General features: G+C 58.3%; 12 protein-coding genes. 7 read left to right on the forward strand and 5 right to left on the reverse strand.

Translation table 11 applies throughout. The features are described 5' to 3' along the window. Nucleotide 1 precedes the first annotated feature (1 nt). Nucleotides 2-1,180, reverse strand: a complete 1,179-nt coding sequence (locus tag P6U23_RS27530; protein WP_407175606.1) for an ABC transporter ATP-binding protein — start codon at nucleotides 1,178-1,180, stop codon at nucleotides 2-4. 425 nt (nucleotides 1,181-1,605) lie between these two features. Between P6U23_RS27530 and P6U23_RS27535 the strand changes: the two genes are divergently transcribed. Continuing rightward, nucleotides 1,606-2,514 carry a LysR family transcriptional regulator gene (locus P6U23_RS27535; protein WP_407175607.1) on the forward strand — a complete coding sequence of 303 codons (909 nt, stop codon included), beginning with the start codon at nucleotides 1,606-1,608 and terminating at the stop codon, nucleotides 2,512-2,514. A gap of 215 nt (nucleotides 2,515-2,729) precedes the next feature. After that, nucleotides 2,730-3,545 carry a phosphonopyruvate hydrolase gene (locus P6U23_RS27540; protein ID WP_407175608.1) on the forward strand — a complete coding sequence of 272 codons (816 nt, stop codon included), beginning with the start codon at nucleotides 2,730-2,732 and terminating at the stop codon, nucleotides 3,543-3,545. A 458-nt stretch (nucleotides 3,546-4,003) separates the two neighbouring features. Here the strand turns inward: P6U23_RS27540 and P6U23_RS27545 are convergent, their stop codons facing one another. The 4 genes from P6U23_RS27545 to P6U23_RS27560 all read right to left on the reverse strand — a co-directional run bounded on the left by P6U23_RS27545 (nucleotide 4,004) and on the right by P6U23_RS27560 (nucleotide 10,666). Continuing rightward, complete coding sequence (locus P6U23_RS27545) at nucleotides 4,004-5,344, reverse strand: M24 family metallopeptidase (RefSeq protein WP_407175609.1); 1,341 nt, start codon at nucleotides 5,342-5,344, stop codon at nucleotides 4,004-4,006. Nucleotides 5,345-5,427: 83 nt separating this feature from the next. Continuing rightward, nucleotides 5,428-6,684 carry an ABC transporter substrate-binding protein gene (locus P6U23_RS27550; protein ID WP_407175610.1) on the reverse strand — a complete coding sequence of 419 codons (1,257 nt, stop codon included), beginning with the start codon at nucleotides 6,682-6,684 and terminating at the stop codon, nucleotides 5,428-5,430. Between the two features lie 193 nt (nucleotides 6,685-6,877). Then, entirely contained in the window at nucleotides 6,878-8,311 is a 1,434-nt protein-coding gene (locus tag P6U23_RS27555) for a DcaP family trimeric outer membrane transporter (RefSeq protein WP_407175611.1), read from the reverse strand. A gap of 2,094 nt (nucleotides 8,312-10,405) precedes the next feature. Further along, entirely contained in the window at nucleotides 10,406-10,666 is a 261-nt protein-coding gene (locus P6U23_RS27560) for a hypothetical protein (RefSeq protein WP_407175612.1), read from the reverse strand. Here P6U23_RS27560 and P6U23_RS27565 point away from each other — a divergent pair. From P6U23_RS27565 to P6U23_RS27585, 5 genes are all read left to right on the forward strand, one after another. Then, nucleotides 10,613-11,191 (forward strand): ThiF family adenylyltransferase, encoded by a 579-nt coding sequence (locus tag P6U23_RS27565; RefSeq protein ID WP_407181600.1) that lies wholly within the window; start codon nucleotides 10,613-10,615, stop codon nucleotides 11,189-11,191. The two genes, P6U23_RS27560 and P6U23_RS27565, sit on opposite strands and share 54 nt — an antisense overlap. A 63-nt stretch (nucleotides 11,192-11,254) precedes the next feature. Next, entirely contained in the window at nucleotides 11,255-11,416 is a 162-nt protein-coding gene (locus P6U23_RS27570) for a transposase (RefSeq protein WP_407175613.1), read from the forward strand. A gap of 289 nt (nucleotides 11,417-11,705) precedes the next feature. Further along, a complete protein-coding gene (tnpB, locus tag P6U23_RS27575) occupies nucleotides 11,706-11,966 on the forward strand; it encodes an IS66 family insertion sequence element accessory protein TnpB (RefSeq protein WP_407175614.1) in 261 nt (86 codons plus the stop codon). A 45-nt stretch (nucleotides 11,967-12,011) separates the two neighbouring features. Further along, complete coding sequence (gene tnpC / locus P6U23_RS27580; RefSeq protein WP_407175615.1) at nucleotides 12,012-13,652, forward strand: IS66 family transposase; 1,641 nt, start codon at nucleotides 12,012-12,014, stop codon at nucleotides 13,650-13,652. A gap of 221 nt (nucleotides 13,653-13,873) precedes the next feature. Then, nucleotides 13,874-14,389 carry a Mov34/MPN/PAD-1 family protein gene (locus tag P6U23_RS27585; protein ID WP_407181601.1) on the forward strand — a complete coding sequence of 172 codons (516 nt, stop codon included), beginning with the start codon at nucleotides 13,874-13,876 and terminating at the stop codon, nucleotides 14,387-14,389. The last annotated feature ends 67 nt before the right edge of the window (nucleotides 14,390-14,456 follow it).

Raw genomic sequence — 14,456 nt, forward strand, 5'->3', positions numbered from 1 at the left:
TTCACCATACCCGCTCCTTAATCGGCGAAACTGCCGCAATGCCCGCCCCATTTCGCGAACGGATGCGGCGACCGTCGCTATCGAAAAGAAGTATGTGCTCCGATCTGACGCTGAGATGCAGCCTCTGTCCCGGAACAACATGGGGGACACGCTCGAACGAAAGTCGCCCGATCAAAGGTGGCTTGACACCGGCTACTTCGAGATAAACGAATAGGTCGGAGCCCATATGCTCCACCATTCGCACCGAACCGCTGATTACACCTGGTCCGGCATTATTTGCAAACTGGAGCGCCTCTGGGCGGATGCCGACGGTAAGCTTGGTCCCAACCGGAATCGCAAAATCAACCGAAAGAGCGAACCCCGCGATATCCAGCAAGCCATGCTCGCGCACAACGGCGCTCAGCATGTTGATATTTGGCGATCCAATGAATTCAGCGACTCGTCTATCGTTTGGATCAGCATAGATTGCCTGCGGCGGTGCGACCTGCAGCACCTCGCCCTGGCACATCACGGCTACTCGATCAGAGAGTGTCATCGCCTCCGCCTGATCGTGCGTCACGTAGACGAATGTCACTCCGATGCGCCGGTGCAATTCCTTGATCTCGGCTCGCATCTGGACGCGCAGTTTGGCATCGAGATTGCTGAGCGGCTCGTCCATCAGAAACACACACGGCTGACGCACCATCGCACGGCCGACGGCGACACGCTGACGTTGGCCGCCGGATAATTGGCTCGGCTTGCGATCCAATAAATGCGCAATACCGAGCGCTTCGGCCGTTCGTGCAACCTCCATATCGATGTCGCTTAGGAGGCCTCTCGTGCCCGGCAGGTAGCGCCCGATCAGCGGCAACCGCTGCCAGGCATTTAGGCGTCGCATCCGCAGTGGAAGCGCCATGTTCGCCGCGACCGTGATATGCGGATAAAGCGCATAAGTCTGGAACACCATCGCCACGTTGCGTTGCTTCGGGCGAAGTCCATCAATCACACGATCACCGATTTGAACGCTGCCAGCGTCCTGGATCTCTAGACCAGCGAGAATACGCAACAACGTTGACTTCCCGCAACCTGACGGGCCGAGCAGCGTCAGAAACTCGCCATCGGCAATGGACAAAGAAACGTCGTTCAGCACAGTGGTCGGCCCGAACGACTTGCGGACACTTCTGAGAAAAATTCCACTCACCAGACGTACTCCGGATTTCGCTCGGAAGTGAGCAATTTGCTTCCAGACTTCTTGTCGCTTATCTCTCGAGAACGGAGGAAGCGCTGAACACGTTCCGCGAAGTAACTGTCAGCCCGCAACGCAGCTAGCTCGCATAACAATCACTCATTCCATGCGCAATTCGATAAGCGTTACACTCAGGCTGCACGACGCCGCCGCACGACCTAAGTGCAAGCCTTCTGTTCGAGGAGATCATACTAGGCTAGAACTCGGTCCGTGCGCCGACTTCAAGGTCGCCCCCCAGACCACATGCGATCACGGTCGAGGCGATATCTTCTCGAGGCGACAATCCCGTGACAAGCATCGAATAATGTGATGAGATATTCCAATTTGCCGATGTATTGCTGTAGGAATTGGCTGCTGTCCAAGTAAGTTGCCCGATCAGAATGGCTAGCGAAGATGACGGAATTCCCCTAAACGCTATCCGGGCTTTCGTGATGATTGCCCGTGAGGGAAGCGTGACACGGGCAGCTAGCGCCTTAGGGGCAACACAGAGCTCCGTCAGCCGCTATCTCGCGGTGCTCGAGGAGTATCTCGGCACAGACCTCATGGAACGGCGCGGCAGGCGGAACGAATTAACACAATTCGGGCGGCTTTTTGCGAACACAGTCGCAGAACCGTTGGATACGGTATGCTTCACTGCTAAGAGGATGCGGAGGCGGAATCGTCCGGAAGCCAATAGGCTTGTGGTCCGTACATCGCTTCCAACCTTCGCCTACTCTCTTTTGATTCCCAATCTCCAAGCATTCTCCGCCGAAATGGGCGGCGTGATCGTGGATGTGATTAGCTCACTTTCGCTACCGACATCATCCGATCAGTTCGATATATTGATCACCCGGGACCTTTCCGTCCTTGAACCGGCCGACGATTGGGAACTCTACAACGAACAACTCGTGTGTGTAGGTTCTCCAAATCATGTCGCCGGAAAAGCCCTTTCAGTTATACGCTCTATGCCGATTCTGAACATCACCTCCCGGCCGGACATACTACCCACATGGCTGAGGGCCATGAACCTGGCCTCAAAAGATATAAAGTCTGGGGCGCGGTATGATCATAACTACCTTGCTCTGCCGGCTGTCATGACGGGAAAATGCCTTCTAGTAGCTCCCGAAATCATTGTCAGCGATCTGGTGCGCAGAGGCATCCTACATATCATACCAGGTTCACGCACTCCCAGCGGGATGCATTATCGAGCCTACGCGATGGATCGTAGTGGCAATCCCGAACTTGCTCGCGCTTTTTGCCGGTGGGTTGCTCGGCTTTGCAAAAAGGCCACGGTCGTCGAAACCGATTAAGATCGCATTTGGCTATTCAAACACGCTAAAATTCGATCAGTTCATTTGATGGCGCCCGACACATCTGAATACAACCATAGCAACAATCGTCCAACCGTACGTTAGATGTGGGAATGCTACAAGCTATGGTCACCGCCACTCGCAAGTCCGGCGCTTCCACGATGACCGCAGGGCGTCTCCGTGTCCGCATGGCTGACCGGTGTCCGGTACACATCATGGCGGCCCACAGCCCGCTGTCGGCGATTTTAGTTGAGGAGGCAGGTTTCGATGGGATATGGGCGTCCGGCTTCGAGCTCTCCGCACTTTATGGACTGCCCGACGTAAGCGTCATGTCTATGAGCCAGCATCTGGACATGGTCCGATCGATGGCCGAGCACTCGTCTCTTCCGATCATCGCCGACATTGACGCTGGATTTGGTAACGCCATCAACGTGATCTATGCCGTCAAGCAGTACGAGCGCGCGGGCGCCGCTGCTGTCGTGATCGAGGATAAGACCTTTCCTAAGGTAACTAGCCTCGTCTCAGATGGCCGCCAGGAGCTGGTCCGGATCGAGGAGTTTGCGGGCAAGGTCCGAGCAGCCGTCGCCGTGCGCTCGACCCCGGACTTCCTCGTCATTGCGCGAACTGAAGCACTGATCGCGGGGCTCGGACAGGCTGAGGCGCTGAAGAGGGCTGCGGCTTACGCGGCAGCTGGCGCGGACATGATCCTGATCCACTCGAAGCAGAGAACGCCCGACGAAGTGGAGAGTTTTGTCCGCACATGGGACGGCAATGCTCCGATTGTAATCATTCCAACCTCCTACCCCCAACTGACTGAACAGCGCATCCGCGCGCTAGGTAAAATAAGCATGGTGATTTACGGTAATCATGCAATCCGGGCTGCGGTCACCGCGATGAAGGACATCTTTGCCCGCATCCGCGCTGACGGTGGCATTCATCGTGTGGATCGCGACATAGTTGGGGTCGAGGAGATTTTTCGATTGCAGAAGATGGAAGAAGTCAAAGAGGACGAATGTAGGTTTCTCAAATGAAATCACCTTTGCGGTTTCCCGAGCGCGATCATCGCTTCCCGGATGATGGGGGGCCAACCAGAATGTTTGACCTAGCCTCCTGTGTCGCCGGCCGTCAAAGTTCGCTTATCCACGGCGCACCTGACGGGACCAAATCTCCATCAATTCCGCGCACGCAACTGAGAGGTTGAGGAGCTGTCGCTAATTCCGGCGGTTGCGTTGCCGGACCACAGATAGCGACCGTGACGAGATTAGCCATCTGATCCTGGACGAGCAGAGGCGAGCTGGCGAACGGGCGCGTGAAGGGGATCATGGATTGGTCTCGCCGCCAACTGCTCACGCTTGAGCTTGCCAACGGGACAGCGGTCGCGCATCCGCAGCGGGCATCTCTGGCTCGTGGCGGTACTCCGCTGGTAGGCCTCGTTGTTGGGCCGTGGTAACTGTGGTAACGCTATGGAGCCACCTTGACCACGCACAACTCAGTTGCAAAATTCGGAATCAAAGAGCGAGGAGGATAACAGCTCCGGGCCGTCAGAGCGGATAACCGTTTGATGCTCCAGTTTTACGCCCTCGCCCCCATCCTTGCGGCCGGCGAACGTTCCCACACACAGTACCATGCCTTCCTGGATACGACCTTCGTGAATGCTTCCTTGAGGATATCCGGGACGTCGACCAATCGCGGGGAATTCCCCAATGCTCATCCCATTTCCATGGGCAACACGGTGCCACTGGCGGTACGCTTGCGGAAGGACGCTCGCTTTGTCGATAATTTCGGCAAAAGAACGCCCCACCTGCAATAGCTGAGTGTTCGCCATTATCAAGTCATGCGCGCGCTGATAAAGATTTCTTTGCTCGGCCGTAGGCTTGGCAGCGCATACAAATGCCCGCGAAAGATCCGCGCCATATCCAAGGGGGCCGATAAGATCGCAGTCGAACGTCACCATTTCGCCCTTCTGAATCTGCTTCTGACTGGCTTCCTGATGGAAGGGATTTGTGCGGGGTCCAGACGTAAGCAGCCGAGTTTCAATGTATTCTCCACCGAGCTCGATATTGGTCTGATGAAAATACGACCAAAGCGACAACTCCGTTATCCCAGGGCGCAATTCCGCTTTGATGCGCCTAATCCCGGCTTCGCAGACGTCAATTGCTATTCGGGTCGCCGCGATTTCATCTTCAGACTTAATCGACCTCGCCTGCTCCATCAGTTCCTGAGCTTGATCGCTTACTATGAGCCCGGCGTCCTCAAGGGAGATGGTTCCCATCCTATCGCAGCGATCTACGTAGAGGCGCGGCTTATACGCGCTGGCCTTAGAGAGCCCAATCAGGTCAGCAATTTCGGCGGCGAACTCTTTTACATGATTGCTGGCCTGGGATCCGGCATAGTAGTAGAACCAGGGTCGGGCAACGCGCACCTCATCGATCAGCGGCAGTCCCTCGGCGTGATGCGATCTGCCTCCAATCTCAAAGAGAACGGTTTTTCCTGACCGCAGTACCAGGGCGTAGCGTGCTGGTTGATGCATTGTCCAAATTTGCATATTCCGCGCACCTGTCGCGTACCGTATGTTGACCGTGTCAAAAAGCAGAAGCGCGTCGCAACCACGCTTATCCATCTCAGCATGCAGTCGGCTCGTACGATACCGGTGAAGTCGCCCAACATCGAGATCATAACGCTTCGGATAGACCCCGTAGCGTGCACAAACGTCTGCAGGAGGAAACATATCTGCTGCGGATGATTGGACGGACTGATGTCCTTTCGATGGCCGCTGCGATGTTCTGCCATTCTCATTGATTGGCTTTACGGCGCTATCGACGTCCTTCATCGTGTGCTTTCCTATACTGTCATGTGTGTGGTTGTCCGTACCGCGCGCTGCAGACGAACTTGGCATCCGGATTGATGCCCGACCTATGGCGCTCGTCCAACGTCGCGCTCTTTAAGTAGAGCGCGCGTGTTTTTAGCCATGTCATTGAGGGCGACTGTCGGGTCCACCGCACCTATATATACTTTCTGCATATAGCGCTTAATGGTGGTGTGGATTTTCAAGCCGTTGGGACCTGGAAAACTGAGCCACGGGCCGGCAACTTTTAAAGCCTTAACAGCAACGCCGAGCTCAGGATTCTCCGCATAGTAAGAGCCAAGTTTATCTGGCGATTCGATTGAAATCCGATTGAAGGGCACAAATCCCGTGAGTTTACCGAGGAGAGTTTGTCCATCCGGCGATGATGCATATTTCACGTAATCCCAAGCGAGATCAGCTCTCTTACTGTCGGAGGTCAGCAGCACACCAGCCATACCCGAGCTCGGCAGTCTGCCGTTTTCTGTAACGGGCAAAGGCACGACTCCAACTTCAAAATGACCTGCTGCTGCCTTCTTGTAGCTGGATAGGCCGCTTGATGAATCGACAAGAATGCCCAACGTGCCCGCTGCGAATGCCTGGCGTGCCTGCGCCTTGCTCATATCCGCGTGATGGCGTACGGCGCCTATATCGGCCAAATGTTGAAGGGCGTTCAGGCCCTCTGGAGATTCGAAAGCGATGTCCTTTCCGTCATCGGTCAGGATCTTCCCACCTTCGCTCTGGACAAGGCTCATGAAACTCCAGCTCGACGAGCCATCATAGTTGAAGGCGATCCCACCACTAGCCGCCTCGATCTTCTTCGCGAGCGCAAGAATTTCCGGCCACGTTTTCGGCAGATGATTGGGATCTCCACCCGCCTCGGCGACAAGTTTATCATTGAAGATAACGACCATGAAGGATGCGCTATACGGAATACCATAGGTCTTTCCCGCGCATTTCGTAAATTCAAGTGCGCTATCGGGCAAGCCAAGTGACGCCCAATCTGGATCCTTAGCGATGCGGTCATCAAGCGGCTGCGCAATTCCACGCCCAGCAAGCACGCAAACGTCGGAAGTACCGAAATAGCCAGCGTCTTGGGTTTGGCCGATGAGGGACTGCCTGAGCGTGACGGCCAACGCATCGGTGTACTCAAGCGCGGGCTCGAGATTTACTCTAACCCCAGGATGGGTCGCCTGAAAGTGCTCCGCTAGCTTGATATGGACCGGTGCCATTAGATTTGAGGCTGCATAGAGCACATCGAGGTCTGTCGCCGAAGCTGACGCAACGCTTGCGGCTACGCCGATGGCCGCGAGTGCAGTGCGTTTCATTAGATCTCTCCAGATAGCTTGTTTGAGGATTAAGCGAGCTAGATCTCGTTCGCGCTTCTCCAAGGCGCCCTCGTGTCAATGGCCATTGACGGTCCGTAAACGCGGGAACGGACCCAGCCTCATTCGTAACCAGGCGCCCAAGCCGTCTCTCCAAGTGCGGATGACAGACAAACCGTGCGAGGCACTGGTGTAGTTAGAACCGCACAAGTACCATGCCCTGAAGACGATCAGCTGTTCCACCCACGACACCACCCGCCGCTGCGACCAACAGCGTGCGCGAAGCCCGTATATACTCAACACCCAGGTCAACCGCTGGCACAGGGGTGTAGATCAAGTTCACGCTGGTCGCCCACAAGCTCCTGTTGATTGTACTCGAGCTTGTCGTGAATTGGGTGACATAGTTCGGATAGTCGAGGCTGGCAGCCGCAACGAGGGCATTGGTTTGAAGATTTGGGAGAAAGAAGTACTGCAGCCCAAGAAGGCCCGCTGTTGCTGTTACCGTATCAATTGTCGCCGTTTTAGCAGTCACACGAGGCAAGCCGAAGTTGGTTACTGCGCCAAATCCGCTACTGACCGTGTGAAGATATCGGCCAATACCAGGTCCATAGTTCACGGTCACAGATAGTGCCAGACGGTTGTCCAAAAGGTTGAGCGCGCCGGTCGCGCCAATACCATAGCCCAAAGTCGACGCGTCATATCGTTGTGGAGCGGCGGCCGCATCGTTATTGATCTCGATCTTCCGCACCATGCCTCGTAGAGCGAAGAACGCGCCCTCTCCGCGCCACAAGAGTCTCGCTGTGAAGTCCGGAGTCCGACTCAAGGTAAAGCCCGCACCACCATTCGAATCCGGATAGCTCGTTCCAGCCGTGGATGTGACGTCGTTGTAAGTGTTCTCTAGGCCCGCACCGAACGTTGTCGATCCAAAGCTTTTGCTGTATTGAACGGCGGCCTGACGCAGGCAACTGGTCCCCGGCAGCGTCCAATTTGACACGCTCCGCAAGGGGATAAGCGTGCCGTCGGCGTAGAGAGAGTAGGTTTGTCCGGCAACTACGTCGCCCCACTCATCAATGTTACCGAACTCTCCGAAGGCTTGCCGAACCCTTGTGTTGAAGCTTGATCCGGTTGCCTGACTCGTAAGATCAGACTGCCCTGCGAAATCGACCTCGAAGAAGCTACGAACAGATCCAAAGCCTTCGCTAACTGGCGTCCTTACATCAAGATTCAATCGAGAATATCGAGCGCCAACAGCAAGATCTCCTGGAGTTTGGATGCCCAGCGTCCCGCTCGACAGCGGGATGGAGGGGACTGTGATTGTGTCCGATCTGTTGCGCGCCCCGAGATCGCCGTAAGCAAAGACCTGCGCATAGCCGTAAACCTTGAAGGAGGTATCGGTGCCGGGAATTCGCACGCTCCCGGCAAAGCTTCCTGTCAGTGGATCTGCTCCACTCCGCGCCGCTTGGGCCTTTGCTCGAGCAGCTTCGGCCTGGAGTCTCGCCTCCTCTGCGCGCGCCCTCGCCTCCTCCGCCTCCTTTTGGGCCAACTTCGCCGCCTTAGCAGCCGCGCGACCTGCGCGCGTACCACTTTGCTCGGCAGCTTCAAGCGAACGAACGCGAGCCTGCAGACGCATCAGCTCCTGCTTTAGACCGTCCAAAGAGTCGGCATGAGCGAGGGAAGATAAATAGGACAATGCGCAACCAACCACTACGCTAGTCGCGCCCCATCGCGATGCAATCAACCTGCCGGGTGTCCTCGGGCGACCGCGCGCCCGGGTAGATGTTACTCTGTCCGTTCTTTTTAGCACCAAAGCCCCCACATAAGTACGCAAACATAAACTCCTGTGTTTTCACGTAGGAAGATCGACATCGTGGATGTCCGAGTTAACGCGTCGCGCGCGGCTGCCGCGGGAGAGACACGTTCTATCAAGCTCCGGGATCGACGCGCCGGAACCGGCGCCTCTTCCCGGCGCGGTAGGGCCGTGGTTCTCGCAAGAAGGCGACGTGCTTAGAACTGATGGAGACGTTCAGCGTCTGCCCATCATTGACATGCGGCGCGTGTGAAATGACGACTCGCCTTCTACATGAGCGGCTCGCATGACGGCCAGTCAGCGCGCTCACACTTGGATGGGAGTGAATCACATTGGCGGCAAGATCACGCTGCGCAAAGCCGCAACGATCTAAGCCAGCGTAGTTGCTTGTAAACACCATGCTCCCGTCCTTGGGCAGACACTTGCTTGTGCCGCCCCAGTATCGTTCGGAAGCAATAGCCTCGTGACAGGCATCAACTAATCAGATGGACCGTTCTGATTTGACGATTGATCAAGCTCAATTTCGATCTGCAGGTGCTGAGAGCCACGTAGCCGCATTAGTACATCGACACGCGCTGTTAGCGCGCCGCAACGGCTTATATGGGGTACTCGCCGGTTCGCCACGAACGAGTATTTTCATCGATGCCTCTCTAGAACGACCTATCGTTTAACACGGACAACCCACCGAACCACCAGACATGAGACCAAAGGAATAGGTGCGGACGTAACGTACAGACTGCGTTTTATTGAATGACTGTGGTCGCGATGCGCCACTTTCGTCCGAAGCGTACTGACCATTTTCATCTGCTTCCTTTGTCGGCATTGTTCATCTTTCTGAGTTGCGATAAGGGGGAAACAACAATGCCGCTGGCTCTGCGAACGATAGGACGCGCTCAGAATTGATCAGTAAGCAAAACAAAGAAGGAAAGAAGCATGGCTAAGCCGCCACACCCATCACATCCGGAGCATCCCGACGTGCCCCCCGCCGAGTGACACGCCGGGTAAGGGCCCGCCGCGCCCCAGCACGCCGCCTGCACATCGCCCAGTGGGTTAGCTTTGTCTAAGCAGAGTAAGCCCAGTGCCGACCAGGATTGTGGACGCTCTGGCCGGATATCCTCGACGCCGAAACTGGTGGCTTTCGCTCGGTTGGGGATCATGCCGCGAACTATTCACAAGCGAAACGGGCTGCTCATCCTAGAAGCGGACTGGCCGGTGAACGGCCGGTCCGCACCGATGCTCTAACGGATCGGGTATTCCCCGCTCCACCCTTTTTTCCGCCCCTCGGTAGCGGCGCCAAATGAAAGCTTCGAACGTCATCAAAACCCGCTCAGTCGCGAGCTGTGCCTGCTCACGCAGGAATCGGGACAATGGGACTCCAACCAGCTGGTCGCCGACTTCGTCCAGGAGCGGCTGAATCATCTCCTGCGCGCCCTCGCGGCCAGAAAACACGGCCGCTGTGAGGACGCGGCCAAGCTCGAGGAGCATGCCGCGGACCCGTTGATGCCCTACTTCGGGGCGGCCTCGGAAGAGGATTCTATCATCCTCTTCGACGGTCAGGCGTCCTTGCCGCCGGCACCGCACGGACTGATGGAGGTCGTCTGCTCTGCTCGGTCTAGCCGGAACAACGACGCAGCGTTTGAGGGAGTCCTGCGGCAACAAGACCAGCAGCGGCGCGGCGCTCGGAAACTGGTTCGGATTTCGGGTGGAGCCGGAACACACCCAGGTGATCGCCGGTCGCTGGGTGAGGTTCACTCCCCCCGCGACCACGGATGCGGGCGAATTGCTCCGGCTCGCGGAAGCGGAGTTGGCACGACACGCGGTGCTGCAACCGAAGAGCGTGCGGAAGATCAACGAAACGGCGCACGGGCCCTTATCCATAACCGGGATCGTGTTTCCTGAAGAGATCAAGTACGGCCATCAGAAGAGCGGCGCGGGCTGGCTCTTTCTGGTCACGCGGCGTGCAGTTGGGCACGAAAGGAGTGGGGTAGCCGCCACCGGGCTTGTTCGAGGAGAACGGGCCGGAAAGGAAGACGTTTTTTCGCGGTTGCCCGTTTCGAAGTCGCTTCTGAAAAAGAAGGCCGTGGTCATTGGGGCGGCGCAGTCGGCAGCTTCGCCGGTCTCGAACTGGCGCGCGCGGGACTCGGCGAAGTCACGTTCATCGATTTCGACACGGTCCAACCCGGCAACAGCCTGCGCTGGCCTTTGGGTCGTTCCGCCTGGGGCAGGAACAAAGCCTTGGCTCTCGCAAACTTCATCGCCGAGAACTATCCATGGACGAAGGCGAATTTCTTCCCCGCACGCCTCGGTCACGCATTCACCGATGTCGCGGCACTCCCGCGCGGGTTGGGCAACGTGCTCGCGCCGGTGTTCGATTTGCTGCGCAACGCCGATGTTGTGGTCGACGCTTCGGCATCGGAAGAGGTGCAACTGGCGATGGCCCACTACTGCGAGCGGTTCGGCGTAGCGTACGTGGTCGGCCACGCGACCTTTGGAGTTGCGGGCGGCCTAGTCGCCCGTTTTCTCCCGGGGGCCGAGGGCTGCTTCGTCTGCCTGCATGAGCACTGGAAGGATAAGCGGATACCCGAGCCGCGCGTCGACGACGCCGGCATCGTGATTCCAGTCGGCTGCAATGCGCCTACGTTCACGGGCGTGGCTTCGACCTGCAAGAGATCTCTCTGGAGATGGTACGTATCCCTCCATTGAGGACCGCCTTGTTTGACGGACGCGAGCGCTGCAGGTCCTAGGGGTAATCCTAGGAGAAGCGCTATGACGATTTCGCGGGCAGAGGTGATCACATCGGTCGAGCGGCGACGGCGGTGGTCGCAGGATGAGAAGGAACGGCTGGTTGCAGCATCGCTAGAGCCCGGAGCCACCGTTTCCGAGGTGGCTCGCATGGCCGGCCTTCATGTGAGCCAGCTGTTCAGGTGACGCAAAGAGCTTTGCAAGCAAGGCAATACCAGTATGGCGCCGTTAGTGCCGGTCGAGATTGGGCCATCTGTGCCGCCGCGGGATGTGGCCGAAGCGCCATTGACGACGCGTCGGCGCGTCGGCGGAAGAGCCAGGGCATCATCGAGATTGATCTTGGGAGCGGACACCGCATCCGGGTCGATGGCGACGTTGATGGAGACGCGCTGCGTCGAGTCCTCGATGCTCTGGTGCGCCGATGATCCCGGTTCCGACAGGCGCCCGAGTGTGGCTCGCGACAGGCTACACGGATATGCGCAGAGGCTTTCCGTCGCTGGCACTCCAAGTGCAGGAGGTGCTGCGCAAAGATCCGCTGAGCGGTCATCTGTTCGTCTTCCGCGGCCGCCGCAGCGATTTTGTGAAGATGATATGGCACGATGGCCAGGGAGCATGCATCTGGCCGTCGGTTGCCGGAGAATCGGTAACGATCTCGCCGGCGCAGTTGAGCTATCTGTTGTCCGGGATCGATTGGCGCAACCCTCAAGAAACCCAGCGTCCGATGCGGGTCGGATAGCCATTTTGGGTTTGAATTTGGTGCTCGATCTGATTCAATGGCTTCGTGATATCGAAGCCGGACGATCTTCCATCGGACCTTGTCAGTGCCCTGGCGGCGCTGCAGGCCGAGCGTGAGGCGCGGCTGCGAGCCGAGGCGATGGCTGCCAGCGCGCGGGCGGAGCTGTCGGACAATGAGGCGCTGATCGCGCATCTCGAGCTGCGGATCGAGAAGCTCAAACGCGAACTGTACGGGCAGCGCTCCGAGCGCACGGCGCGTCTGATCGAGCAGCTGGAATTGGAGCTCGAAGAACTCGCCACCACGGCGAGCGAGGATGAGCTTGCCGCGCAGGCCGCGGCGGCGAAGACGCAGAACGTCCGCCCCTTCACACGTAGGCGGCCGGTGCGCAAGCCCTGGCCGGACGACATCGAACACGAACGCGTCGTCATTGACGCTCCGACGAGCTGCGCCTGTTGCGGCGGATCGCGGCTGGCGAAGATCGGCGAGGACGTGACCAAGACGCTGGAGGAGATCCCGCGTCGCTTCAAGGTCATCGAGACAGTGCGCGAGAAGTTCACCTGCCGCGATTGCGAGAAGATCAGCCAGCCGCCAGCGCCGTTCCACGCGACGCCGCGCGGCTTCATCGGCCCACAATTGCTGGCGACGATTCTGTTCGACAAGTTCGGCATGCACATCCCGCTCAATCGCCAGAGTGCGCGCTTTAAGGCCGAGAGGATCGACCTGTCGTTGTCGACGCTTGCCGACCAGGTCGGCCACGGCACCTTCGCCGTCATGCCGCTCTTCCACTTGATCGAACGTCATGTGCTCGCTGCTGAGCGTCTTCATGGCGACGACACCACCATCCGTATCCTGGCGAAGGGCAAGTGCACGACCGGACGGATCTGGACATATGTGCGGGATGACCGGCCCTTCGCCGGGCCCGCGCCGCCGGCGGCGGTCTATTACGCCTCTAGCGACCGACGAGGCGAACACCCGCAGAGGCATCTGGCCGCCTTCGCCGGCATCCTGCAAGCCGATTGCTACAGCGGCTTCGAGCCGTTGTTCGATCCGCAAAAGAAAGCGACGCCGATCACACCGGCGTTTTGCCTGGCCCATGCGCGGCGGGGCTTCTTCGAGTTGGCTGACATCGAGAAGAATGCCCGGGAAGGTAAGAAAGGCAAACCGGTCTCTCCGATCGCGCTGGAGGCGGTCGGGCGCCTGGATGCGTTGTTCGAGATCGAGCGCGCCATTAACGGCCGCGGCGCCGGTGAGCGGCGCGCCGTGCGCCAGGAAAACAGCAAGCCGATTCTCGACGACATGCATGCCTCGCTGCTCCGCGAGCGAGAAACCCTATCGCGCTCCTCCGAGGTCCTGAAGCCTATGAATTACATGTTGAGGCGCTGGGACGACTTCGCTCGCTTCCTCGACGATGGCAGGATCTGCTTGACCAACAATTGTGCCGAGCGTGCATTGAGAGGCATCGCCTTGGGAAGGCGCAACTGGACCTTCGCCGGCAGCCAGCGCGGTGCCGATCGGGCTGCCATCATGCTGACGATGATCACGACCTGTCGCCTCAACGAGGTCGATCCCAAAGCCTGGCTCGCCGACGTCCTCGCCCGTATCGCCGATCTTCCCGCATCGCGTCTGCACGAATTGCTGCCCTGGGAATGGAAGCTCCTGCGCCAAGGCGACCAGCAGGCCGCCTGACCTTCATACAACGCCATCATACTGCTCGCCGTACCCCCGCGCATGCGTCAATCAGGCGGTCCTCGTCGTGTGCATACGATGGTACGCACAGCGGTGGGTGTCCTCTCGGAGGGGAACTACGATCCTGGCGATTGGGACGTGTCGATACTGACGCTCAAAGACGCTCGAGGTGCGCGGGTCCTGCCTCATTGGAACGCATTTCAATGCCCGCCCCATCCCAAATGCTGCGGAGCCGTGCCGTGATCGTCTGGCTCTCCTCACACGTGCTGCGGCTGATGTGCCGATACGCACGGGAGCTGTCCCCGCTCGAGAATGGCGGCTTTCTTCTCGGCTGGCGGTCCGGCGAGGACCGTATTGTAGTCGATTTGCGCGGCCCCGGGCCCCGCGCTCTTCACGGGCGACACCGCTTCATTCCGGATCATGCCTGGCAGGTGAGCGAAATCAATCGCGCCTTCGAGGCAAGTCGGGGCGACCTCGACTATCTCGGCGACTGGCATTCCCATCCGGACGGCATTGCCGAAATGAGCGAGCTCGATTCGGCCACACTCTTGCAAATAGCCCGGCGGGTGAGTGCACCGCTGATGGTGATCGTGGCCGTAAGAGAAACCGAGTGGCATCCCCAATGCTGGAAAGGAGATCTTATCCGTCCCTTACTTCGGCGCCGGTTGGTAGCGACCCCTCAGGAGATCAAAATATTCGAACCGCCAGCCCGCTGGCCGAGCCAAAGCGCGGCTTGACCCGCAGCCATCCAGCTTACTCGTGTGCGGAAAAACGCGAGGTAACGACGCGCCGCAATGCAGGGAG

Source organism: Bradyrhizobium sp. STM 3562 (assembly GCF_045571435.1).
Classification (GTDB): Bacteria; Pseudomonadota; Alphaproteobacteria; order Rhizobiales; family Xanthobacteraceae; genus Bradyrhizobium.

What these genes read in the sequence shown, in the direction of transcription:
- P6U23_RS27535 (WP_407175607.1), top strand. Translation starts at nt 1,606, where the DNA reads ATGGCTAGCGAAGATGACGGAATTCCCCTAAACGCTATCCGGGCTTTC.
- P6U23_RS27540 (WP_407175608.1), top strand. Translation starts at nt 2,730, where the DNA reads ATGGCGGCCCACAGCCCGCTGTCGGCGATTTTAGTTGAGGAGGCAGGT.
- P6U23_RS27545 (WP_407175609.1), bottom strand. Translation starts at nt 5,344, where the DNA reads ATGAAGGACGTCGATAGCGCCGTAAAGCCAATCAATGAGAATGGCAGA.
- P6U23_RS27550 (WP_407175610.1), bottom strand. Translation starts at nt 6,684, where the DNA reads ATGAAACGCACTGCACTCGCGGCCATCGGCGTAGCCGCAAGCGTTGCG.
- P6U23_RS27555 (WP_407175611.1), bottom strand. Translation starts at nt 8,311, where the DNA reads ATGCGTCTGCAGGCTCGCGTTCGTTCGCTTGAAGCTGCCGAGCAAAGT.
- P6U23_RS27570 (WP_407175613.1), top strand. Translation starts at nt 11,255, where the DNA reads ATGACGATTTCGCGGGCAGAGGTGATCACATCGGTCGAGCGGCGACGG.
- tnpB (WP_407175614.1), top strand. Translation starts at nt 11,706, where the DNA reads ATGCGCAGAGGCTTTCCGTCGCTGGCACTCCAAGTGCAGGAGGTGCTG.
- P6U23_RS27585 (WP_407181601.1), top strand. Translation starts at nt 13,874, where the DNA reads ATGCTGCGGAGCCGTGCCGTGATCGTCTGGCTCTCCTCACACGTGCTG.